The organism is Bryocella elongata (assembly GCF_900108185.1).
In the GTDB taxonomy this organism is placed as follows: Bacteria; Acidobacteriota; Terriglobia; order Terriglobales; family Acidobacteriaceae; genus Granulicella; species Granulicella elongata.
Genome location: NZ_FNVA01000009.1, coordinates 123,601 through 146,073 on the forward strand (window position 1 = coordinate 123,601; position 22,473 = coordinate 146,073).

The following is a 22,473-nucleotide window of genomic DNA, read 5'->3' on the forward strand; positions in this document are numbered from 1 at the left end:
CGTTCCCGGGACTATGCCACGCTTTCGACACGGGAAGAGCTCTGAGACAACACCACCGATGCAGCGGCTGGCGGGCCGCGTGGGCGCGGGGATTGCCGCTCGCCGCGAGAAGGTGCAGGCGCGGGTAAAGGAACGTCCGTGGCTGTATGCGGGGATCTGCGCTGGGGCCTTTCTGGTGGCGAGCGTTATCGCTGCGCCGTTTGTGAAGGCGCACCTGCAGGCGATTGCGGTGCTGGACCTGGTGGCGAACAAGCCGGTGCCGTGGGCGCTGCAGAAGAGCATCGCGCACCCGGTGAAGACGGACGAGCTGACGCTGCCGACGAGCAACGGGCCGGTGCCGGCGCGGATGTATACGCCGACGGACATGCCGGATGCTCCGGCGCTGATCGTGCTGCACGGGGTGCATCACCTGGGGATGAACGAGCCGCGGCTGATTGCGTTCGCGACGGCGATGTCGAGCTGCGGCATCCGGGTGCTGACTCCGGAGCTGCCGGACATCAAGGACTATCACGTGGGCGCGAACTCGATTGCCACGATTGGGGACGCGACGAAGTGGATGGCGGAGCGGAACGTGCCTCGTCGCACGGGCAATGAATCAGCAACACCGATGAGCTTCGCACCTGTTGGCGTGATGGGGTTGAGCTTCTCGGGTGGGCTGTCACTGCTGGCGGCGGCTAGCCCGCAGTATCGGCCGTACTTCCGGTTTGTGTTTGCGATCGGGTCGCAGGATGAGATGTTGCGGGTGGCGCAGTACTACCGGACGGGCGAGGACGCGGAGCCGAGTGGCGGCGAGGAGTTGCTGCCTCCGCATGAGTACGGCGCGCTGGTGCTGGAGTACGAGAACCTCGAAGACTTTGTGCCGAAGCAGGACCTGGCTCCGCTGCGGGCGGTGCTACGCGCGCACCTGTACGAGGAGCCGGCGAACGAGAAGGCCGCGATGGCGCTGCTGAATCCGCAGCAGGCTGCCGAGGCGAAGCAGCTGATGGATACGACCTCGGCCACGACGCGCGAGATGCTGGCGAAGGACGAGGTGAAGCATGTGCAGGACATGGCGGGGGTGAGTCCGCATGGGCACCTGGCGACGCTGACCACTCCGGTGTATCTGCTGCATGGTGAGGGCGACAACATCATCCCGGCAGCGGAGACGCAGTGGATGGCGGCGGAGCTTCCTCACCAGACGCTGCAGGCGGAGCTGATCTCTCCGGTGCTATCGCACTTGGATCTGGATGGGCATGGGCCTGGGGCTTGGGATCAGCTGAAGCTGGTGCACTTCTTTGCGCTGATTCTGCATGCGGCGGAGGGGCGGTAGGGTACCCCTCCCCCGAGCTTTTTGCAAATGTTCAATTTAGAGACTTTAGGGGTGGACTTCGGTAGTGTCCTAATTTGGATTGCTGTCGTAATTGTCCTGCTCATCCCCATGTTGTTTCCATTCTCCATAGAGCGAATGACTCAGGGCGTCTTTGCTAATGAGACTTCGCAGTTGGACTCCGTGCATGTTTGGAGTCCACAGATATCTAAAGCGAATTACGCGTGGAGCCTCGAAAACATCTGTATAGCTGACCATTCCATAGAGGTGAGCAAACAACTCACCCGTATTCAAGGATCTGATTATGTCGTGTCCGGTGTCGCAAAAGAACGGAAACTTTTTCTCCAGTGGCTTTTCCGTGGCGTGAATCACTGGCTCGCTCGTCAGAGGCTCTGGAAATTTAGCCGCATGGGGTTTATCTGAGCGCGTAATGGAAAAGTCGCCACAACTGTTGGCAATGAAAGCTTTTGTCTCTCCGAAATTGAAAAGCTCTACCTTCACAACGGCAAAGTACGAGTCGTTCATCGTCTCCACCTTTACGACCTCCAATTCCCCAATGCGAACTTTGACTCTCGCCTTTTCTTTTCTCTTGATTACTTCAACGCTATCCATCGTTGCCTTCGCAGCGTCTTCAGTTGCAATGGCGGCTCGTTTCGTCTCGGCCGTTTGATCAGCAATCACCAAGAGGGTCAGAAGGATCGCCCATGTTGTAATCCCCTCGGGCCAACCAAAGACTCTATACCAACGTGGCAGGTGCCTTGCGGCGTCCTCTGCGCCTTTGTCGCAGTCTTCCTGATGGGTCGCTGGGGACACCGTGACGGCCCTAATCTGATTGCATTTTGTCTCATACTGGTCGCGGGTTTTTTGATCCTGACGGGATACGTAGATCGAGCACCCCAGTATCAGGACGACGGCGATTCCGTACTTCCAAGACAGCAGTCTTTTCAGCATGATGGGAGAATTGTAGGGCAAATTGGCCCACGACCTGGACTACCTTGTGCGTTCTACGTTGTACAAGTCGCGGGTTCTGTTGGCCGGAGGGTACCCTATTCTGATTGTAGAGAGTTGGGTTAGTAAGTACGCCAAACGGCGCGACCGCAGTCTTGAGTGATTCCCACCCACATCATCGCTGCGCTAGCCCGGGTCCGAGAGTCCGGACCCGGGGCACCCGGTATCTTCTCAGCGACTTGCTGTGCTGACTGCCTTCCAGATCAGAAGCCCGGCGAAGATTACGACGACGAGAACAGTCCAGAGGTGTGCGCGGCTCGCGGCCACGGTGTATTCATTGCGGTCGGGGTCGGCGGGGTCGTAGCGGACGGAGATCGAGTCATCCTTCTTGTATTCGCTGGAGTTCGTAAAGAAGCCGCCGTACCAGTGCTCGCCGACCTTGTAGTTGAAGGAGACGGTGTAGATTGGGCCGCCACGGCCTTGTACCACCTCGACGTCGGTCACGGTGCCGTCGGCGGATTGCCAGTCGGTCTTTCTCTGCCAGCGCATGGGGATCACTATAGCGTGGGTTTGGGTCGGGGTACTCCGGGGATTATTGAGGCTCCCGTCCACATCGTCGCTACGTTAGCCCGGGTCCGAGAGTCCGGACCCGGGGCACCCGGATTCGTGGCAGGGCGAAAAGCAGGTCTCTCCGCTTCGGTCGAGATGACACTGTTTGGTTGGTCTCGAGGGTGGGGCCGGGGTTGAGGAAGGAAAGAATCCGCGAATGGGCTGGGAGTTTTGAGCTGAGAGTTTCGAGTTGCCAGTCGCCAGATTGCCAGTCGCCAGTGCTTGGCAGGTTGGCTCCGCTGTGCCGTGGATCAATATACTTTCTTCATGCCCACGTATCTGGAACTCTCTGACATCCTTGCGGCGAAAGACCGTATTGCTGGAACTGCTGTTCGAACCCCGCTGGTGAAGCTGGACCCGGCGCGGCTGGCTGCGGCCGGTTTCGTTGTGCCTGCAGACGTTCCGGAGATCTGGCTGAAGGATGAGAGCAAGCAGCCGATTGGGAGCTTCAAGCTGCGGGGGGCTTACAACACTGTTGCCCAACTGCCTCCAGCCGCGCTGCAGCGTGGCGTGATTACGTACTCCAGCGGCAACCATGCGCAGGGGGTGGCGTATGCGGCGCGGGCGCTGGGGTCGAAGGCGGTGATTGTGATGCCGGACAACGCGCCGAAGGTGAAGATTGCCGCAACCGAGGCGCTGGGAGCGGAGATTGTGTTCGTCGGGTCGGCTTCGAGCGACCGGAAGATGAAAGCGGAGGAGCTGGAGGCGGCGCATGGGTACTCGATGATTCCGCCGTACGATCATCCGTCGATCATTGCGGGGCAGGCTACTTGCGGGGTGGAGATTCTGGAACAACTCGCCGAGCTTACCGGCGAGGCGCCGGATGATGCCACGCTGGTGCTGTCGCCCGTGTCGGGTGGTGGGTTGCTTTCGGGGATCGCTACAGGGATCAAGCTGGCTAGCGAGGCTGCTGGCCATGCGGCTCCTCTTGTCTACGGCACGGAGCCGGAGCTGGCGGCGGACTCGGAGGAGAGCTTCCGGACGAAGACGCTGGTGGAGTGGCCGGCGGCGAAGACGACGCGGACGCTGTGCGACGGGCTGCGGACGCAGTCGCTCGGGGTGCTGAACTTTGAGCACATCCTGAAGTTTGTGGACAACATCATCACGGTGAACGAGGACGACATTCGGAGTGCGCTGAAGGTGTACCTGAAGGCTACGGATATTGTGGCGGAGCCTAGCGGGGCGATCACGCTGGCGGCGGCGCTGTATCGGAGCGAGGTGCTGCCGAAGGCGAAGCGGATTGTGGTGGTGGTTTCGGGTGGGAATTTGGAGCCTAGTCTGAAGGAGACTCTGGAGAACGAAGCGGGGGCGGCACACGTCTAAGAAGCCGTTGTTGGTTGTTCGGTGTTGGGTGCGCCTGCGAGCGTTCGAGGTTCCCACGCAGCTTGGGTGATTTGTGGAATCCCACATCTCAGAATCGAGATGTGGGGCACCCGGGATCGTTGCCACGCGTTAGCCCGGGTCCGAGAATCCGGACCCGGGGCACCCGATCGTCGCCTAAGCTGACAGTGTCGGACCGGGCAGAGGGAACAAGATGCGTGTTTCAGTTGCGAGTTTTGAGCTGCGGGTTGTGAGTGCTTCGCGTGTGGTTGCGTTGGCGATGGTGGGCGCGATGGTGCTGTGCGCTTCGGCGCAGAAGAAGCCGAAGCGGGACGATCAGCTTTCGGGGTATGACAAGTCCGCACGGGCCACGGTGCTGCATACGGCGAATCTGTACACGATGGCGGATGCGACGACGCCTCCGATCTCGACGGTGACGGCGGGGCACGAGGTGGTGATCCTGAGCCACAACGGGCCGTGGGTAAGTGTGCTGGCGAACACGGATGCGAAGGAAGATGACGACGACGCATCGCGGCCGGAGTTTACGGATCCGGGGAGCAATCCCGATCCTTCGTCGGGTTGGATTCGCGACAAGGGTGTGGTGAGCACGACGACGCCGAACGGTGATGCGCTGATCTTTGGGTATGCGGCGCAGCTGGAAGCTGAGGCGGCGGAGCCTCATCCGCCCAAGGACGCGGCCAGCGCAGCGCACCTGCTCTATCGGCGCGTGGCGGAGTACTTTCCGAACTCGCCGCTGGCGGCGGAGGCGGCGTATCGCTCGGCGGACATACGGTGGCAGCTGGACAAGGCAGATATCTCCACGCTGCCGAGCGCGCGGGAGCAGGACGCGATGCTGCGTCCGCGGCTGTATGACGGCGAGCTGAAGCGGGTGATGAAGTACTTTCCGCAGACGCCGCAGGCGGCCAAGGCGGCGTATGACCTGATCGACGACAAGCTGTGCGGCGACTGGCAGGGGTTGCCGAAGTGTCCGGAGATGGAGACGAACCTCTACCTGAAGTACGCCCAACAGTATGCGGGCGGGCCGAAGGCGGCGGAGGCGATGTACCAAGCGGCGTACCGGCAGGGTGCGCTGGTGACGCTGTACCTGGTGGACGATAACGGCAAGCGCAGCGAGGCGGCGGCGAAAAACTGCCAGGCGATCGCGGACCAGATGAAGCAGAAGTATCCGGACTCGGACTGGACGGAGCGGGCGATGTCGATTGCGTTCCGGGTGGCGCAGGGTGTTCCGATCTATGGGAATGACCGGAGCTAAGCAGCGGCTTCGCTGTTAGCAAGTCAGCGGCTTCGCTGTTAGCAAGTCAGCGGCTGCGCGGTTAGCAAGTCGGCGACTGCGCCGCTGGCTCTTCGCGTTAGGGCTGCTTGGAATCACCCGACATCCTGCGAACCCACTTCTCAAGAGCGAGAAGTGGGGCACCCGGATCGTTGCCGTCACCGAACAGTCATCGCGGGAACCAAGAGATTCATGCTCCGCTAAGGCTCCTCCGCTAGAATCCCGATATGCCTCTTCTGAAGATTCTGATCCTGGCGATTGTCCAGGGACTTGCCGAACTGTTGCCCGTCTCGAGCTCGGCCCATGTGGTGACGGCCGAAAAGCTGATGGGACTGGATCCCAGCTCGCCGGAGATGACGCTGCTGCTGGTGATGCTGCACACGGGCACCATGTTTGCCGTGATCGTGTACTTCTGGAGCCAATGGAAGCGGACGTACTTTGCCAGCAGCCATGCGTTTCAGCGGTTTGCGGTTCGGGCGATCTGGGCGACGGTGCTGACCGGGGTCATCGGGTACCCGTTGCAGAAGCTGGTGGCTCACGTCGCGTTTCCGGGAGCCCCGAAGGCGGAGATCGAGGAGCTGTTCGGCCGCCTGGACCTGGTGGGCTATGCGCTGTTCGTGGTGGGTCTGCTGATCCTGTGGGCTGGGCTGAAGGAGCGCAGCGCCGAGAAGGCGGACGCACGCGACTACGAGCGGCTGTCGCGCACGGGTGAGAATGTGACCTTCGGGCAGGCTGGGTGGATTGGCGCGGTGCAGGGGCTGTCGCTTCCCTTCCGCGGGTTCTCGCGGTCGGGCTCGACGATCTCGGCAGGCATGCTGGTGGGTGCGGCGCGGGAGCGGGCGGAGCGGTTTTCGTTTGCGCTGGCGGTGATCCTTACACCGGCTGTCGTTGCGCGCGAGGCGCTGCGGCTGATGAAGGCTTCGAAGGAAGCCGCGGCGATGGGTGCGCCGATCGACCTGCACGCGAGCATGATGGGCGCGGTGATCGGGATGGTGCTGGCGTTCTTTGCCGGGCTCGCCGGGCTGAAGTGGTTGAGCTCGTGGCTGGAGAGCGGCAAGTGGTACCTGTTCGGCATCTACTGCCTGCTGGCCAGCTGCGTGGTTCTGTTCCTGCATCACCAGGGGTACTAAACGGATGTTTCCGCCGGTTGCGGTGATCGGTGCGTTCGTCGCCGTTGTGGCGCTTTCGATCTTCGGTGGGCTGCTTCCGCTGGGACCGGCAAAAGCTTTGGTGAAACTCATCGCGACGTGCTTTATGGGCGTCGCGATGAGTGTTTATGGGATGGTGACGGTGTTGCAGATTGCCCGGGCGCCGCGGGTGAGCGCCGGTGGGGTGGTTCGGGCGGTGCAGGTGTTCCATGGCAAGGGAGCGCACACGCGGTTCGAACTGGATGGGCCTGACGGTCCCGTGACGCTGCACCTTTCGTATAGCGGAGGGGCGATCACCGAAGGCGATCAAGCGCTGGTGCGGTACGTGGGCGGCATGGGTACGGTGACGCACCTGGAGATGCTGAGCGGCCCGCAACGAGGCTGGAGCACAGAAGCGAATGACGGCACCATGGGCGCGTGGATGATGTTCGGGGTGGGGGTCATCCTGGTGCTGATCGCGTTCTGGAATAACGCGCGGTATCCGGATGGATCGTCAGGACGTCGACGCTGGTGGTGAGGCAAGACGATTCCATGTTAACGATGATGGGTCTGGCGTTCGCAGCGCTGTTCCCTGTGGGTTTCCTCGTGATCGTCGCCGCCCGGATCATCCCGCGGCTGCGCCCTATAGCCTGGACCGGATTTCTGTTGATGGGGTCGGGGTTCTTGGGCTTTTCGGTGACGAGCGCGTGGGACATTCACGCGGCGCAGCGCGTGACGATGGTCGGCACCGTGGGATATGTTGCGAAATCGACCGGTAAGGGCGGCACGTACTGGTTCAACCTAAAAACTTCCAACGGGTGGACGCAAAGGCTCGACCTCGGAGATGCGAACGGCGTGCGGCTGGAAAATGGCCAGTTGGTTCGCGCGACCTTTCTTGATCGAGGGGTGGGAACCGTCACTCACATCGAGTGGCTTGTCGACGACCGGGTAGTTTCCCCGATCGACCGTGGGACAGGGATGACGTCCAGCCTCCTGATGGCGATGATTTCGCTGCTTTTTCTCGGGGCGGGTGGGACTGCGTTTCAATCGTGGCGTAAGGCAAGATCGCAGAGCCTGGGATCGAATCCCTCGAAAAGCTAGCCTTGGTTGCCCACACGCTGCGCTGCTGGAACGCGGGTGTAGGCCCAAGCCCAGGCGATGAGGACGAGTTGCAGCGGAAGGCGGGCCCAGAGCACCCAGAGCGGGATGTTGGCGTAGCGTTCGGGGTGCTGGAGCATCCAGAGGTTGGCGGGGGAGACGGCGATCAGGAGCAGGATGATTCCCCAGGCGGCGGCGCGGTTCAGCTTTGGATAGGGGAGAAGGATTCCGAGGCCGCCGGCGAACTCTGCCACACCACTGATGAGGACGAGGGCGTGGTGGGCCGTGAGGTAGTCCGGCATGATGGCTTCGTACGTGCGCGTGGCGACGAAGTGGGCGATGCCCGCGGCGAGGTAGAGGGTACCCATGGCGATCCGGCCTAGACGCATCGGGAGACCTTCAGAGCGAACCCCTCCGGCGCGGTTCGCTCGCGTGCACGCTGTATGCCCATGCTGGCAGAGAAGCAGGTTTCCCTACTACGCGGGGACGATGAAACTGTCCCACTACGGTCGAAATGACACTTCCTGCGTGGTGCGGAATATGTCGATACGACCTAGACCTGGGTGTGGTGGTCAGCCCAGGCGGCTTCGAGGCGATGCGCCAATTCTTCCACTGGCTGCCTGCGGCGTCCGCCGAAGACGAGAAACCCTGCCGTTGCGGCACACAAACCACCGATTGCCCAAACCATCTTCTTCATCGCCTGATTCCCTCTTCGCAGCCCGAAGTCTTCGTCACAAAACTAATCTAGTGGGTTCGATGCAAAACGTGTAGCTGGCGTTTCCAGAATGTACATCGGCGGTACCGGAAGGCCGCGCGAGTGCGATCTTGTATTTCCGTGGAAGCGATTGACTCGAATGCGGCGGCGTGCGAACTTCGGGGAAACTCAACGATCAGGAGATTGGCATGCCGAGCGCTGCGGTCATCCCCGGGCCCCGAAGGATGCTGCATGTGCGCGCGACGTGGAGTGCGCGCGAGGACCGGATGCCATCGGTCGTCTGGCTGGGCGTGCTGTGGGTGGGCATCGTTGCGGGTTTTGGGCTGGATTTTCCGCGCTATCTGCACGAGAAGCCTGCCGTGCCCATGGTGGTGCATGTGCATGCCGTGGTGTTTTCGGTGTGGATGTTCCTGCTGACGGCGCAGGTGCTGCTTGTGGTGAAGAACCGCGTGGACATGCACCGGAAGTTGGGCTGGGTGCTGGTGGGCTGGGTATGCCTGATGGCGGTGCTGGGGCCGTGGGCGGCGCTGGCATCACAGGCGAATGCGGTGCACACGCCGATGTACGATCCGCAGTTTCTGGCCGTGAACATCGTGGACATTGGGTGCTTCGTGGCGTTGTTTGCCTGGGGGATTGTGCTGCGGAAGAACCCGGCGGCGCACAAGCGGATGGTGATGCTTTCGATGGCGTCGATCGCAGACCCGGGGTTCAATCGGCTGCTGGGATACTTCTATCCCAACGAGCCGCAATCGGTGCTGCCGTGGTTCTTTTACGTGTTCTACGGGAACGTGTTGCTGGTGGCGCTGATGGCGGGATGGGACTGGTACAAGGGTCGGCTGATGCGGCAGTTTGTGGTGGGCGCGGCGTTGCTGCTGGGGGCGGAGTTTGCGTGCTCGGCGGTGTACTTCTGGAAGCCGTGGGCGTCGGTGGCGACGAGCTGGATTGCGGCGTATGCGCGGCACGTTTGAGGGAAGGTTTGAGTCGGCATTCCCCCTCCGCGGCTGAAGCCGGGTTGCCCTCGGGATTTATGGCGGGACTGTCTCGATAGAGACGACGAGCCATGTATTGGGAGATCCCTGCAAAGTGTGTCATCAGGGAGCGCAGCGTAGCTCAGTCGAGGGATCTGCTGTCTTCCGATGCTGGCCAGGAAGCAGGTTTCTCCACTGCGCGGGACGATGAAACCGTCCCGCTTCGGTCGAAATGACACATCCTTTTATGGTTTGGAATCCGTCGATAACAGCCTGGCTTTAGCTTTTCGTGATGGCTGAAGCCATGACCTGCCGTTCGTCCCCTTCGATAAGACGTCGCTTGGGGTTTGTCGCAACGGTACACTGAAGGCACGATGGATCGGGTTCGATTTGGCCGGGCACTGGGGTATGGGGCGCGTCATGCGGCGAAGTCGCTGGCGGCGGCGGTGGACGCTGCGACGACGCCGAGTCCGAGCGGCTCAGGCCAGAGACCGTCCACTCCCTCGTCCCCGACTGTGCAGCCGCCGAAGCCCGTTGCCTCTGAGGTGCGAGCTGCGGCTGCGCCCCGTGCGGCGCAAGCAGCCCAGGTTCTGCAGGCGGGCAAGCAGGCGAGCCGGTCGGTGCTGGGGCCGGTGAAGAAGGCTACCGGTGTGGTGATGCTGCAGGTTTCGGGGAGCTTCTTCGGACTGCTGGCGTTCGGCATGGGGCGTGGGCTGTGGGCGCTGCGCGGGAACTTCCGGGCTCCGGTGTTCTCGAACGCGTGGATGGGCGCCTGGGTGGTGGCTGCGCTGGTGGTTGTGCTGAGCTACTTCTGTGTATCGAACTTTGTGCGGGCGAGCCGGCGGGAGCGGAGCTAGCTCTCACCCGGCAAAGAAGCAGGTCTCTCCACTTTCGCTTCAACTCGCTTCGCTCGCTCAGCGTCCGGTCGAGATGACACAGTTGGGGTGGCTGCGAAGGAGCCGCCAGATGGCACCAAAAAGCAAGAAGGCGCGTTCGAGTTTTGCGTTTCGAGCTACGAGATTCGAGTGCTACGCGGACTCCGTTGGGCTCCGTTGCCGCAATAGCCCGGGTCCGAGAATCCGGACCCGGGGCACCCGATACTTGCGGATCTCGCGAATATCGGTCCGGTACGCCCGGCTGGCTTCCGTTCTGGCTATTGCATCAGGCATCCTAGAAGAGGCGCGCTCGCACCGCTGCTCTTACGCAAGCTAAAAGCAAGAAGGACATTCCATGGCTGAACTGACGACCTACGCTCCCTCGCTGCGCCGCACGGCGCTGAATGCTACGCACCGCTCGCACAAGGCCAAGATGGTCGATTTTGGCGGATGGGATATGCCGGTGCAGTACTCCGGGCTGATCGCCGAGCACATGGCGGTGAGGACGGGCGTGGGCGTGTTTGATGTGTCGCACATGGGCGACATTCAGCTGCGCGGGCCGAACTCGCTGGCGGCGGTGCAGAAGCTGCTGATGAACGATGCGAGCAAGCTGCAGATCGGGCAGGCGCACTACTCGGCGATGCTGACGCCGGAGGGCACGTTTGTCGACGACGTGGTGCTGCACAAGCTGGGCGAGAACGACTACTTGATCGTGATCAACGCGGGCACGCGCGAGAAGGACATCAGCTGGGTGCGGAGCGTGATCGGCGGGATGAGCGGTGTGCACATCATGGATGTGAGCGACTACTACACGCAGCTGGCGATCCAGGGGCCGAAGGCGAAGGAGACGCTGCAGAAGCTGACCGGAGTGGACCTGACGCCGATCAAGAACTACTGGTTTACGTGGGGCACGGTGTGTGGCTGCCACAATACGCTGATCGCGAGGACGGGCTACACGGGCGAGGACGGGTTCGAGATCTACATTCCCAGCGACGAGCCGACGAGCAGCCGGGTGTGGGGCGAGGTGCTGGAGGCGGGCGCGGAGTTCGGGATCATCCCCTGCGGGCTGGGGGCACGCAATACGCTGCGGCTGGAGAGCGCGATGGCGCTGTACGGGCACGAGATCTCGGACACGATCAATGTCTTTGAGGCCAACCTGGGGCGTTACTGCAAGCTCGATAAGGGGACGGACTTTGTCGGTAAAGAAGCATTGGAGAAGGTTCAGGCAGCAGGTGGTCCTGGTCGCAAGCTGGTTGGCCTCGAGATGCTGGATCGTGGCATCGGGCGTGACGGGTATCCGGTCCTCACGCTGGATGGGCAGAAGATCGGTGAAGTGACATCGGGCTCGCCGGCACCGTTCCTGAAGAAGAATATTGCGCTGGCGTATGTGCCGGTGGAGTACACGGCGGTGGGCACCGAGGTGGCGGTGGAGATTCGTGGGGCGCTGAACAAGGCGGTGGTGGTGCCCACACCGTTCTATCGGAGGGCGAAGGCTACACCGGCGGTGACTGCGCCTTTGTCGTAGCCAGAGTCGTTGGCGATCGATCCCTCAGGGGCTGAAGCCCCGCCCCTTCAAAGCGTGAACCGCTCGACAGAAGACTTGCTCATCATCCAGAGCCCCGGCTCTACTACAATTTCACTGGAGACATATCAGTCCATGAGCTATCCCGAGAACTACAAGTACGCGAAGTCGCACGAGTGGCTTCTGCTTGAAGGCGACGCCGCCACCATTGGCATTACCGATTACGCGCAGAGCTCGCTGGGCGACATCGTGTTCATCGAACTGCCGAAGGTGGGGCAGGAGCTTGAGGCTGGATCGACGTTTGGTTCGGTGGAGAGCGTGAAGGCGGTGAGCGACCTGTACTCGCCCGTGACGGGTGTGGTGACGGCGATCAACGAGGCGCTGAATGCGACTCCTGACACGCTGAATGCGGAAGCGAACACGACGTGGATCATCAAGGTCGCGGTGAAGAGCGCGGATGAAGCGAGCGCGATGCTCTCGGCTGCTGACTATGAGAAGTTTGTCGCGGAAGAGACCGGACACTAAAGCCGTTGTTGGATGTTGGGTGTTCGTTGTTGGGCGGCTTCGTGCTTTTCCTGACAACTAACAACTGACAACCAAAAACCCGAACTACGTTTGCACTACAAAGAAAGCCCTGTTATGCGCTATTTGCCGAAGTCTCCTGCCGACCGTGAAGCGATGCTTGCTGAGATCGGTGTCGACAACATCGATGCCCTGTTCACCTCGATTCCTGAGGAGTACCGGCTCACTCGCGATTTGAACATTCCGCGTCAGCATGCGGAGAGCGAGGTGCTGGACCGCTTTCGTGCGTTTGCGGCGAACGTGGCCGACGGCGATATTGCCAAGGCTGCTCCGACGCCGCTGTATGCGAGCTTCCTGGGCGCGGGTGCGTACCGGCACTATCGCCCGGTGGTGATCGACTCGCTGGTGCAGCGCGGTGAGTTTTTGACCAGCTATACGCCGTATCAGCCGGAGATTGCGCAGGGCACGCTGCAGGCTACGTTCGAGTTCCAGACGATGATCTGCGAGCTGACGGGCATGGAGATTGCGAACGCGTCGATGTATGACGGCTCGACCGGCGTGGCCGAGGCCGTGATGATGGCGGTGCGCGTGACGGGCCGCAACAACGCGGTGGTCGCGCGGAGCCTGCATCCGGAGTTTCGCGAGGTGCTGAAGACGACGGTGCAGCACCAGGAGATCGGTGTCACGGAGGCCGCGTTCGACAAGACGACGGGCCGCGTGGATATGGCGGCACTGGAAGCGGCGATTACTCCTGATACGGCCTGCGTGGTGATCGGGTCGCCGAACTTCTTTGGCGTGATCGAGGACGTGGCTGCGGTGGCGGAGCTGGTGCACTCGAAGGGTGCGCTGCTGGTGGTTTCGATCAACGAGGCGCTGAGCCTGGGTGTGGTGAAACCGCCGACGGAAGCGGACATCGTCGTGCTGGAGGCGCAGAGCTTTGGCGTGGCCGTGGGCTTTGGTGGACCGTACTGCGGCGTGCTGGCGTGCAAGGAGAAGTTCCTGCGGCAGATGCCGGGACGCCTGTGCGGCGAGACCAAGGACATGGACGGCAAGCGCGGCTTCGTGCTGACGCTGAGCACACGCGAGCAGCATATCCGCCGCGAGAAGGCGACGAGCAACATCTGCACGAACCAGGCGCTGGTGTCGCTGATGGTAACGATCTACATGACGGTGCTGGGCAAGCAGGGGATGCAGGAGCTGGGCGAGCAGAACCTGGCCAAGGCAGCATACCTGGATTCCACGCTCCGCTCCAAGGGAGCGAAGCGGTTGTTTACGGGACCGAGCTTCAACGAGTTTGCTGTGGCATTGCCTGCTTCTGCGGATGAGGTGAATGCGAAGCTGCTGGGCGCGAGGATCATCGGTGGGCTGTCGCTGGCGAAGTGGTATCCGGAGCTGGGCGAGAATGCCTCGCTGTGGTGTGCGACGGAGCTGACGACGAAGGTGCAGATGGATGCTGTGAGCGCAGCGCTGTAACGAACGCTGTACGCGCAGGAAAGGAACCGGGCTTGGACATCAGCACGATTGAAGGCGAAGAGCTGGGCTCGGTGACCTTTGTACAGGACTACGTGCAGCTGGACTTCAACGGTCCTGTGCTGACGCTCTACATCTGGCCCGAGGTCTTCATTCCGGTGGGCGTGTCGATGGGCGAAGGGTCTTATGCGTTCGGCGAGCCTGGGTATCGCGATGCGTTGTGCTTCGTGATCGGCGAACCGGTGGAGACGACCTCGTTCGAGGAAGGCAGCGCGCTGGAGATTCAGTTCGAGAACGGCACGATTGTGCGGACATCCCTGCGCGATGAGGACTACGACGGACCGGAGGCTGGCCAGTTCTCTACGGGAGAGCCGGGCGAGCCGTTGGTGGTGTTTTAGGCTTCCGAATCGTTCCTGCGGCCGCCTGCCTTCGGTGCCTCAGGGGCTAAAGCCCCTTTTGTGGGTCGCACTGATGGCGGGGCTGAAGCCCCGCCCTGACAAAGCGTCACTCATTGAGCCTCACTCGTTCACACTGCGCTTTGCGCGACCACCGCTGACGCGCAAACGGCGCTTTATGCGGAGGAACTCCGCGAGGCTCCGGCGCGGTGCAGGAATCTCTCGACGGGCATGGGGCTTGAAGTTACTCTGATTGCGGAAGCGGAACTGTGTAGAGCTTCTTCCTGGAGGAATGCATGGCTCAACCGTACAAGAAACCATCGGCTGCATTCGTGGGCGCGTCGTGGCTGGCTTTGTTGCTGGGCATGTTGGGATTTGTGATCGGGCTGTGGAACGCGACGCTGCAGCTGAACGAGAAGGGGTACTTCTTCACGCTGCTGATGTATGGGTTGTTCGCCGCGGTTTCGCTGCAGAAGAGCGTGCGCGACCGGCTCGAGAACATCCCGGTGACGAATATCTACTACGGGCTGTGCTGGCTGTCGCTGGGAATCACCCTGCTGCTGACGGGGATCGGGCTCTGGAACGCGACAATTGCGCTCTCGGAGAAGGGGTTCTACGGGATGGCGTTCCTGCTGTCGCTGTTTGGAGCGATCACAGTGCAGAAGAACGTGCGTGACATGGCGGGCGCCGAGCCGGAAACCCTCAGCGAGTAGGAAGATCGCGGGAAAGACAAAGCGAGGGGCCGGAGATCTGGCCCCTTTGCTGCGCTCGTTGCACTCGGTATTAGTGGCGATAGTTGCGGATGAAGGTATCGCGGGGCAGACCGTCTCGGCGTGCGGCGTGGAGCAGTTGCTGGGCCTCGCGCTCATTCATGACGCCTCCGAGGCTGACGAGCCAGGGCGAGCCACCGGTGGGGCTGTAGACCTGCGGGTGCAGGTTAGGGTGCTTTGCGGCGATGGCGTTAGCGCGGCTCTGGGCCTGGTCCTGCCGATGGAAGGTGTAGGCGATGACGTGCCAGCCGGGCGCGGAGGCGGCGGCTACGTTGGCTGCAGCGACGCTGGCCGAGGTCGGCTGCGGCGTGGCTGCCAGGGCCGGCTGATTGATGTGGTGGACCTCAAGCTGCACAGGCTGGGCGGGCGAGGACGCCGAGGATGAAGAGGATGAAGAGGATGACTCCGGAACGATACCTGAGGCGGGCTTCGGGGCCTTCTTTCCTCCGGCGAAGTGCCAGACGACGAAGAGCAGCACGAGTGCTGCGGCCGTGTAGATGGCCCAGTTCTTCGGGAGAGGAAATGCGGTCGATTCCTCGGGGTCGAGCTCGTCCATCTCGTCTTCGCGATGCCTGGGAACGTCGGGCGAGAGCGGGAGGGACTGCTGGATGGGCGCGGGGACGTCGTGCGCGGCGCGTGAGGTGCTGGAGGCTATCGGAGCATGCTCGGCTGCGGCAGCTGCGTTGACGGCTGCGGCAACGGCTCCGGGAGCCGGCGGGACGGCTGCCGGTGGGGGTGGGGCCGGCGTGAGCATCGCGGCGATCTTCGCGAAGCTGGTGGAGCCTTCGAGGGCGGCGGGAATGATGCGCGGGAAGGGTTCGGGCAGGCGGTTGCCGGGCTTGATCTCGGACTCGAGCGTGAGGCAGCGGAGGAGGAGGGTGCCGAAGTCGTGTAGGTCCTTCTGGCGGGTGGCGGCGACCTGCCCGGCGGAGACGAACTCACCGTCTTCGAGGCACTCGCGGACGCAGTCGCTGCGGAGCTTGACGTCTTCTCCGACGGCGAGGACGTTGTCGGCGTTGACGTGCTCGTGGACGAGGTTGCGGGCGTGCAGGGCGGCGAGTGCGGAGCTGACGGAGAGCGCGACCTGGAGGGTCTCGGGGACGGTGAGTGGGCGCTCAGCGAGGACCTCGGCGAGGACAGCATCGTCGGCTTCCATGAGGGCGTAGGTGAGGGCGACGCCTTCGAGCTCGGTGCGGCCGACGCGCTCGATGCCGATGAGGTGGGCCTCGTGATCCTGACGTGCTGCGGCGGCCTTGCGCCAGCGGGCGAGCTGGTCCTCCTCGTCGTAGTGGGCCTCGGTGAGGCGGATGACGGCGGCGTGGCCGGAGGCATCGGCGGTAGAGAAGAAGCCGTTGCGGCCTTCGGAGCGGCGGAGCTTGACGAGCTTGTATTCGCCGGCGACGGTGCGGCCTTCGTAATCGGTCCAAAGTTCCATGAGCGGGTTCTCCGTGAGAGATGTGGCTGTAGAAGGTGGTTCCCGGGGAGGCGGCGAGGTGCGAAACACTCGCGCAGTGGATCACCCGGCGGAGAGGCAGAGAGCTGCCGTTGCGTGCATGACTGATGCATGCGTTGCTTCGATTAGACGCTGGTGGAGCGACGCGCGAGCGCCAGGGGAACCTTGTCGTTCACCTGGCGTGCGGTGGAAAAGTGCGGTAGTTGCGCATCGCTACACGAACGTGCTGCGAGATGAAATTGCGCGGATGTGAGAACCTTAAGGGGTTGGGCACAACATCCTGCAACCAAGAGATATTCCAAGCGCAGAGGAGTTCGAGGGGTGGGCGCGATAGAGGTGCGGCATTTTCTGGAGCGAGCCCAAGACTTCCTCGAAGGGATGCAGCTTCTACGCGACGATAATGCGTATCGGCAGTCCTCTGCACTGCTCGGAATTCACTCGGCAGTCTCATACACCGACGCGCTAAGAGCCGGCCTTTCCGAGTCGAGTCTCAGCTCCGATGATCATCGGAACGCCGCCCGAGAACTTAGGGGCCTGTTGTTGGGGAAAAGCATAGAGAGCGATAATGGAATTCAGCATCTGGAAGCGCTGATCGCGAAGAAAAGCGCCGTTGCGTATGGAGCATCGCGCATAGGTACGAACGAGTTTGCGCTTATCCTCACGCGGGCCGAGCGCTTTGCACGTTGGGCAAACAGGACCGGCAGCGAGTTGAAGATCGAGGGGTGGACAAATGGCGACTAATGAACAGATCTCGCTAGGACGTGCCAAGAATGCTGTCCTCTCCTACTTCGAACGGCGCATGTCGGTTCCCAAAATCTATCTGGACGCGGGATGGGCTGACGGGCACGTCGATGTTCTAGCAATCGATAGGGACGGCGTCGGCGACGTGCACGCAGCGCTATTGTTCCTCGAGCGCCGATTTCCCGACGGGCTTCTCGATATCGCTCATGATGGACGGGTTGTCCAGAGCCTTATGGAGAAGTTCACAACGGTACCTGCTCATTTCAAGTACATCGTTGCAGTCGATCCGAATCCCGTCGGGGCTGGAAGATTCGATCTCGCTGATCGCCACGTCGACACGTCTTTCGCTCCGGATGGAATTGGCCGGGTAGGCTTTTTGGCAATCGAGATTTTCGAGGACGGCGAAGTGGCTACCCGACTGGTGATTAAGCCTGAGCGCTTCCGCGCCAAGGTTGCTCCCCAAGTAGACAGTTATATCCAGAATCATGCAGCGGATTGGGAAATTCGCGCATAGAAATACCGCTTCCTCAGACAGGACACCACATGGCAGACGAGAAGTTTGTAGGCACACCCAAGAAGGTCACGACGCACGTTAACCAGAACGAGGACCTGATCTTTGAGAAGTCCTCGCCCGGCAAGAAGGGGTATCGCCTTGCCGAGCTCGACGTTCCCGCGGTTGACACGGCTTCCCTGCTGGGCGATGCGACGCGTACGGATGGGCTGGGCGTGATGCCGGAGCTGTCGGAGATCGAGATCATCCGGCACTTCACGCGGTTGTCGACGTGGAACTATGCGATCGACCTGGGCATGTATCCGCTGGGGTCATGCACGATGAAGTACAACCCGCGCATCAATGAGCTGGTTGCCCGCCTGGAAGGCTTGGCCGAGGCGCATCCGTACCAGCCGGAGGCTCTCTCGCAAGGCGCGCTGGGCATCATGAAGATGCTGTCGGATTGCCTGATCGAGATCACGGGCATGGACACGATCACGCTGCAGCCGGCGGCGGGAGCGCATGGTGAGTTTACGGGCATCCTGCTGGCGAGGGCGTATCACACGGCCAACGGGAATCCGCGTAAGAAGATCCTGATTCCGGATTCGGCGCATGGTACGAACCCGGCTACGGCAGCGGTGTGCGGCTACCAGATCGCGAATCTGAAGTCGAATGCCCTGGGCATGGTCGACCTGGCTGAGCTCGAGAAGATGGTAGATGAGGACGTGGCGGCACTGATGCTGACGAATCCTTCGACCATCGGCGTGTTCGAGTCGGACATTCACAAGATTGCGGACATCCTGCATGCAAAGGGCGCGCTGCTGTACATGGACGGCGCGAACATGAACGCGTTGTGCGGCAAGACGCGGCCGGGCGACTTTGGCGTGGACGTGATGCACCTGAACCTGCACAAGACGTTCTCGACGCCGCATGGCGGCGGTGGTCCGGGGTCGGGACCGGTGGCTTGCAAGAAGCACCTGGAGCCGTTCCTGCCGACGCCTGTGGTGGTGCAGCGGGAGAATGGACTGCTGGGTCTGGACTTCAACCGGCCGCAGTCGGTGGGCCGCGTGAAGGCGTGGTACGGGAACTTCGGCATGTTCATCCGCGCGCTGGCGTACATCCTGGCGAACGGTCCGGATGGGCTGCGGCAGACGACCGAGGATGCGGTGCTGAACGCGAACTATATTCGCAAGAACCTAGAAGACACGTTCGAGCTGCCGTACAAATCGGCGTCGCTGCACGAGGTGGTGTTCAGCGACAAGCTGCAGGCCAAGAACGGCGTGAAGACGGGCGATATGGGCAAGCGGCTGATCGACTACGGCTTCCATGCGTACACGGTGAGCTTCCCGCTGGTGGTGCATGGCGCGATGATGATCGAGCCTACGGAGTCGGAGTCGAAGGAAGAACTGGATTTGCTGATCGATGCGCTGAAGCAGATTGCGCGCGAGGCGGAGGAGAACCCCGAGCTGGTGCAGACGGCGCCGCATACGACGCGGCTGCGCAGGCTGGACGAGACGACAGCGGCGAGGAAGCCGATCCTGCGGTGGAAGGCTCCGGTGGCGCATACCAAGCTCACTCCGGAGAGTGCTGCGAAAGAGTGGTAGTCCTAAGCTGGGGCAGTTTGCGATCATGGGTGGGAAGCCACCCATGATCGATTTAACGCCACAAGTTGTCTCTCGAAGTGGGGGTTGCCGCTCACCTCAAGCTACACCGCTCGTTTCCATCGTCGTGGTGATCTTTCGCGACCGCGTGGAACTGGCAAACCTGATCACGAACCTTGCGCCGTTCCGCTGTGGGGATCTCGAGGTGATCATCATCGATGGCGGCTCGGACGAAGGCTCGGTGGAGCTGCTTGAGGCTCGTAGCTGCGAGGTCGACGACTGGCTGAGCGAGCCCGACGAGAGCCTGTACGACGCGATGAACAAGGGCATTGCGCGAGCGCGCGGCGAGTTCGTGCTGCACATCAACGCGGGTGATCGGCTGCTGACCGTTCCCTACGAGGCCCTGCGGGCTGCGGCGCGCGATACCGCGGCGGTGGCCTTCCGTGTCGAGAACGAGGGTGAGGGCGTAGTTTTGCCCGAGTGCGGGGAGCCGCTCAAGAGTCGCTGCTCGCTGCATCACCAAGGGACGTTTTACCGGCGGGCCCTGCATCTGGGCTACGACATCCGTCTGCGCATCGTCGCGGACTTCGACCATAATCAGCGCATGCTGCTGGCCGGGCTCAAGGTCGAACTCGGCCAGGAGGTGGTGTCGTTCCATGGCGCAGGAGGTGTCTCCAGCAGCCCGGAGATGTTGGCGGAGCACTTCGCGACGGTGCGGAAGAACTTCGGCTGGAGGCAGATGGTGTGGGCGCGTTTCGCGCACACGCGGTTCTACAAGATTGCCGCTCGTGCCCGGGAGGTCGGGCTGGCACGGACGCTTCGCTTTACGCGTCGTCAGCTGCAAAGAGGACCGCGAGGCGAGCCCAACCTCTGACCGAGAGGCGGGCCCCGACTCAGCTTTGAAGTGCCGCTACTTCGCTTCGATCTTGACCCACTCGTCGGCCTTTTCCCACTTGATGTGGAGTTCGGTGGAGTGCTTGCCGGTCTTTTCGAAGCTGATGCTCATGAGTTCCTGCGGTGCGGAGATCTCGTCATGCTTGAGCGGCGTGCGGCCGAGGTCCATGTCCTGCTTGTAGACGGTGCCCCACTGGCCGGTCTGCTTGTTGACGATGAGCTGCCAGGGCTTTCCGGGGGCTGCGGGCATCGTGTAGAGGGTGTAGCTTCCGGCAGGGACGGAGAGGTCGCCGATCTTGAGGGGGAGTTCGGTGACGAGGCTCGTAGCCTCATTGGCGCCGGTACGCCAAACCTGGCCATAGGGGACGAGCCCGCCCATGATGACGCGGCCACGCATGGAAGGAGCGCTGTACTTGATGGCGAGGGTCTTGCCCTCGAGCATGACCCTGGCTTCGGCGGGAGGCGACAAGGGGGGCTTTCCGTTGCCCTGCGCGGGCATCTGCATCTGGGCGCCGGCCGCGACAGCGGAGACGGCGAGGGTGGTGACGACAACAGCTTGAGACAGGACCGCAGCGAAACGTGTGGTGAGGGCAGAACGGATGGGGAGGGTAGAACCATTCATCATGGGCCTTATGCTACGCTTTAACAAGCGCGCCCGTAGCTCAGCTGGATAGAGCAACAGCCTCCGAAGCTGTAGGTCACACGTTCGAATCGTGTCGGGCGCACCATCTCCCTCACAACTGAAGAAGATAGCTGCTCAGCCCCAGTGGTCGACGGTGACGAGGCGGCAGTCTTCGGCGGCGAAGCGCTGCAGCAGGCGCGCGGTGGCGGTGACGCTGTCGGAGCGGTCGAAGCCCATGTTGATGTCCGAGCCATCGTGCAGGAGGATGTTCGCTCCCCTGCCCCAGTAGCGGGATCTCCTGAGGCCACCTTCGATGTTCTTGAGGATGCCTTCGACGCCGATGGGCTCCCAGTCGAATCCCATCACGTTCCACTGCACGACCTTGAGACCGAGCTCGCGGGCGATGCGGATGACCGCTGGACGGCGTGCACCGTGCGGAGGGCGCATGTAGTGCACCGGAGCTCCGAGGGCATCTTCGAGGGCGTGGTTGCAGTCGGCGAGCTCCTGGCGGATGCGGGCCGCGCTTTGCCAGGCGAGCCAGGGGTGGCTCATGGTGTGGTTCGCGACGAGGTGGCCGGCGTTGTGGACGGCGCGCACCATGTCGGGGCGCTGCTGCACATATCTGCCGATCATGAAGAAGGTGGCGCGGGCTTTGTGCTGGGCGAGGAGTTCGAGCAGATCGTAGGTCGCGGCGTCGTTGGGTCCGTCGTCGTAGGTGAGCGCGACTTCCTTTGTGTCATGCCCGGCGACGATGGTGCGGCCGAAGATCTGGGACTCGGGACGCATGCAGCCGTTGACCAGCGTGGCGCCGAGTCCGGCGAGGGCTCCGGTGAGCACAAGTTCGTTGGTGAGGTGCGAGGTGAGCATGTTCTGGGGATGTGGTTTGGGAGGTTGTCCGTCAGGCGCCTGAGGACGGCGGAGACGCCGTTTATGTCGCGCTTACAGCGCTCGCGATCTCAAGGGGATGTGTACCTGGGCCTTCGGCCCAGGCTGGGATGTGGTCGGGCCGTTGGCCCTTCGATCAGGGCCGATGCTTGATGGTCTCGGCACGATCCTGACCTGGCTGCTGGTTTGAGCTTGCAGGTTGGGATCGGGGCGAGACCGCTCGCTTCGGCCCGGTTTCTCACTTCTTCTTCAGGAGGGCGAGGACCTCTTCGGCGTGGCCTTCGGGCTTTACGTTTTCGAAGATGTGCACGAGCTTGCCGTCGGGGCCAATGATGAAGGTGGTGCGGGCGACGCCGGTGACGGGCTTGCCGTACATCTTCTTCTCGACGAGCAGGTCCCAGCCCTTGATGAGGGTCATCTCGTCATCGGCGAGCAGAGGGTACTGGATGTCGTACTTCTCGGCGAACTTCTTCTGCTTCTTGACGGTGTCGCGGGAGATGCCGAGGACGACGACGACGGCCTTCTTGAGCTTCGCGAAGGAGTCGCGGAAGCCGCAGGCCTCGATGGTGCAGCCGGGGGTATCGGCGCGGGGATAGAAGAACATGACGACGGGTGAGCCCTTGAACTGCGAGAGGGAGATGTTGTTGCCGTCCTGATCGGGAAGGGTGAAGTCTTCTACGAGATCGCCAACGTTGGGGCGCATGATGTTCGGCTCCTGAGCTTCGTCCTGCAGCCATGGTATCGCGGCAGGAGCAGAGGATTGCGACTCGAGGGGATGAAGCGGGACCGTGAGAGGTGGTGGATTCCCGGTTCTGTCTACATCGCTGGACGAAGTTCGCCAGGACCTGAGA

General features: G+C 62.1%; 25 protein-coding genes and 1 tRNA gene. 18 read left to right on the plus strand and 8 right to left on the minus strand.

Going from position 1 to position 22,473, the window contains the following annotated elements; translation table 11 throughout:
- Nucleotides 1-13: 13 nt before the first annotated feature.
- Complete coding sequence (locus tag C4S68_RS21550) at nucleotides 14-1,309, plus strand: alpha/beta hydrolase family protein (protein WP_146072268.1); 1,296 nt, start codon at nucleotides 14-16, stop codon at nucleotides 1,307-1,309.
- Between the two features lie 69 nt (nucleotides 1,310-1,378).
- On the opposite strand, the gene C4S68_RS21555 is transcribed toward C4S68_RS21550, so the two are convergent.
- A complete protein-coding gene (locus tag C4S68_RS21555; RefSeq protein ID WP_103935194.1) occupies nucleotides 1,379-2,257 on the minus strand; it encodes a hypothetical protein in 879 nt (292 codons plus the stop codon).
- Between the two features lie 228 nt (nucleotides 2,258-2,485).
- Nucleotides 2,486-2,803: a DUF3592 domain-containing protein gene (locus tag C4S68_RS21560; RefSeq protein ID WP_103935195.1), complete on the minus strand. Its 318-nt coding sequence runs from the start codon at nucleotides 2,801-2,803 to the stop codon at nucleotides 2,486-2,488.
- 327 nt (nucleotides 2,804-3,130) lie between these two features.
- Here C4S68_RS21560 and C4S68_RS21565 point away from each other — a divergent pair, with 327 nt between their 5' ends.
- The 5 genes from C4S68_RS21565 to C4S68_RS21585 all read left to right on the plus strand — a co-directional run bounded on the left by C4S68_RS21565 (nucleotide 3,131) and on the right by C4S68_RS21585 (nucleotide 7,702).
- Nucleotides 3,131-4,186 carry a threonine ammonia-lyase gene (locus C4S68_RS21565; protein ID WP_103935196.1) on the plus strand — a complete coding sequence of 352 codons (1,056 nt, stop codon included), beginning with the start codon at nucleotides 3,131-3,133 and terminating at the stop codon, nucleotides 4,184-4,186.
- Nucleotides 4,187-4,397: 211 nt separating this feature from the next.
- On the plus strand, nucleotides 4,398-5,456 hold the full coding sequence (locus tag C4S68_RS21570) for a hypothetical protein (RefSeq protein WP_235011779.1): 1,059 nt from the start codon (nucleotides 4,398-4,400) through the stop codon (nucleotides 5,454-5,456).
- Nucleotides 5,457-5,701: 245 nt separating this feature from the next.
- The gene (locus tag C4S68_RS21575) at nucleotides 5,702-6,604 is read left to right on the plus strand and encodes an undecaprenyl-diphosphate phosphatase (RefSeq protein WP_103935197.1); all 903 of its coding nucleotides are present in this window, start codon (nucleotides 5,702-5,704) and stop codon (nucleotides 6,602-6,604) included.
- A gap of 4 nt (nucleotides 6,605-6,608) precedes the next feature.
- Entirely contained in the window at nucleotides 6,609-7,139 is a 531-nt protein-coding gene (locus tag C4S68_RS21580; protein ID WP_103935198.1) for a hypothetical protein, read from the plus strand.
- A gap of 14 nt (nucleotides 7,140-7,153) precedes the next feature.
- Entirely contained in the window at nucleotides 7,154-7,702 is a 549-nt protein-coding gene (locus C4S68_RS21585) for a hypothetical protein (RefSeq protein WP_146072269.1), read from the plus strand.
- Here the strand turns inward: C4S68_RS21585 and C4S68_RS21590 are convergent.
- Together C4S68_RS21590 and C4S68_RS23455 are read right to left on the minus strand one after the other, a co-directional pair.
- Nucleotides 7,699-8,067, minus strand: coding sequence for a DoxX family protein (locus C4S68_RS21590; RefSeq protein ID WP_235011780.1), 369 nt, complete (start codon nucleotides 8,065-8,067; stop codon nucleotides 7,699-7,701). The genes C4S68_RS21585 and C4S68_RS21590 overlap by 4 nt on opposite strands.
- Nucleotides 8,068-8,252: 185 nt before the next feature.
- Entirely contained in the window at nucleotides 8,253-8,396 is a 144-nt protein-coding gene (locus tag C4S68_RS23455; RefSeq protein WP_200821614.1) for a hypothetical protein, read from the minus strand.
- Nucleotides 8,397-8,602: 206 nt separating this feature from the next.
- Between C4S68_RS23455 and C4S68_RS21595 the strand changes: the two genes are divergently transcribed.
- From C4S68_RS21595 to yiaA, 7 genes are all read left to right on the plus strand, one after another.
- The gene (locus C4S68_RS21595) at nucleotides 8,603-9,382 is read left to right on the plus strand and encodes a hypothetical protein (RefSeq protein ID WP_103935201.1); all 780 of its coding nucleotides are present in this window, start codon (nucleotides 8,603-8,605) and stop codon (nucleotides 9,380-9,382) included.
- A gap of 374 nt (nucleotides 9,383-9,756) precedes the next feature.
- On the plus strand, nucleotides 9,757-10,239 hold the full coding sequence (locus C4S68_RS21600; RefSeq protein WP_103935202.1) for a hypothetical protein: 483 nt from the start codon (nucleotides 9,757-9,759) through the stop codon (nucleotides 10,237-10,239).
- Between the two features lie 373 nt (nucleotides 10,240-10,612).
- Entirely contained in the window at nucleotides 10,613-11,782 is a 1,170-nt protein-coding gene (gcvT, locus tag C4S68_RS21605) for a glycine cleavage system aminomethyltransferase GcvT (RefSeq protein WP_103935203.1), read from the plus strand.
- Nucleotides 11,783-11,914: 132 nt separating this feature from the next.
- Entirely contained in the window at nucleotides 11,915-12,304 is a 390-nt protein-coding gene (gene gcvH / locus C4S68_RS21610; RefSeq protein WP_103935204.1) for a glycine cleavage system protein GcvH, read from the plus strand.
- Nucleotides 12,305-12,418: 114 nt separating this feature from the next.
- Entirely contained in the window at nucleotides 12,419-13,774 is a 1,356-nt protein-coding gene (gcvPA, locus tag C4S68_RS21615) for an aminomethyl-transferring glycine dehydrogenase subunit GcvPA (RefSeq protein ID WP_103935205.1), read from the plus strand.
- A gap of 32 nt (nucleotides 13,775-13,806) precedes the next feature.
- Complete coding sequence (locus C4S68_RS21620) at nucleotides 13,807-14,169, plus strand: hypothetical protein (protein ID WP_103935206.1); 363 nt, start codon at nucleotides 13,807-13,809, stop codon at nucleotides 14,167-14,169.
- A gap of 293 nt (nucleotides 14,170-14,462) precedes the next feature.
- Entirely contained in the window at nucleotides 14,463-14,879 is a 417-nt protein-coding gene (gene yiaA / locus C4S68_RS21625) for an inner membrane protein YiaA (RefSeq protein WP_103935207.1), read from the plus strand.
- Between the two features lie 70 nt (nucleotides 14,880-14,949).
- Here yiaA and C4S68_RS21630 read toward each other — a convergent pair whose 3' ends face one another.
- Nucleotides 14,950-16,371: an SPOR domain-containing protein gene (locus C4S68_RS21630; RefSeq protein WP_103935208.1), complete on the minus strand. Its 1,422-nt coding sequence runs from the start codon at nucleotides 16,369-16,371 to the stop codon at nucleotides 14,950-14,952.
- A gap of 339 nt (nucleotides 16,372-16,710) precedes the next feature.
- On the opposite strand from C4S68_RS21630, the gene C4S68_RS21635 reads away from it, so the two are divergent.
- The 4 genes from C4S68_RS21635 (at nucleotide 16,711) to C4S68_RS21650 (ending at nucleotide 20,095) form a co-directional block, all read left to right on the plus strand.
- Nucleotides 16,711-17,130, plus strand: a complete 420-nt coding sequence (locus tag C4S68_RS21635; protein ID WP_103935209.1) for a hypothetical protein — start codon at nucleotides 16,711-16,713, stop codon at nucleotides 17,128-17,130.
- Entirely contained in the window at nucleotides 17,120-17,644 is a 525-nt protein-coding gene (locus C4S68_RS21640) for a hypothetical protein (protein ID WP_103935210.1), read from the plus strand. Before C4S68_RS21635 ends, C4S68_RS21640 begins: the two co-directional genes overlap by 11 nt.
- A 29-nt stretch (nucleotides 17,645-17,673) precedes the next feature.
- Nucleotides 17,674-19,224, plus strand: a complete 1,551-nt coding sequence (gene gcvPB, locus C4S68_RS21645; protein WP_103935211.1) for an aminomethyl-transferring glycine dehydrogenase subunit GcvPB — start codon at nucleotides 17,674-17,676, stop codon at nucleotides 19,222-19,224.
- Between the two features lie 124 nt (nucleotides 19,225-19,348).
- A complete protein-coding gene (locus tag C4S68_RS21650; protein ID WP_160115276.1) occupies nucleotides 19,349-20,095 on the plus strand; it encodes a glycosyltransferase in 747 nt (248 codons plus the stop codon).
- A gap of 36 nt (nucleotides 20,096-20,131) precedes the next feature.
- Here the strand turns inward: C4S68_RS21650 and C4S68_RS21655 are convergent, their stop codons facing one another.
- Complete coding sequence (locus C4S68_RS21655) at nucleotides 20,132-20,740, minus strand: DUF2911 domain-containing protein (protein WP_103935213.1); 609 nt, start codon at nucleotides 20,738-20,740, stop codon at nucleotides 20,132-20,134.
- Nucleotides 20,741-20,766: 26 nt separating this feature from the next.
- Here C4S68_RS21655 and C4S68_RS21660 point away from each other — a divergent pair.
- A tRNA-Arg gene (locus C4S68_RS21660) sits at nucleotides 20,767-20,843 on the plus strand.
- A gap of 29 nt (nucleotides 20,844-20,872) precedes the next feature.
- Here C4S68_RS21660 and C4S68_RS21665 read toward each other — a convergent pair.
- Nucleotides 20,873-21,604 carry a polysaccharide deacetylase family protein gene (locus C4S68_RS21665; RefSeq protein WP_103935214.1) on the minus strand — a complete coding sequence of 244 codons (732 nt, stop codon included), beginning with the start codon at nucleotides 21,602-21,604 and terminating at the stop codon, nucleotides 20,873-20,875.
- A gap of 256 nt (nucleotides 21,605-21,860) precedes the next feature.
- A complete protein-coding gene (gene bcp, locus C4S68_RS21670; protein ID WP_103935215.1) occupies nucleotides 21,861-22,325 on the minus strand; it encodes a thioredoxin-dependent thiol peroxidase in 465 nt (154 codons plus the stop codon).
- Nucleotides 22,326-22,473: the final 148 nt, after the last annotated feature.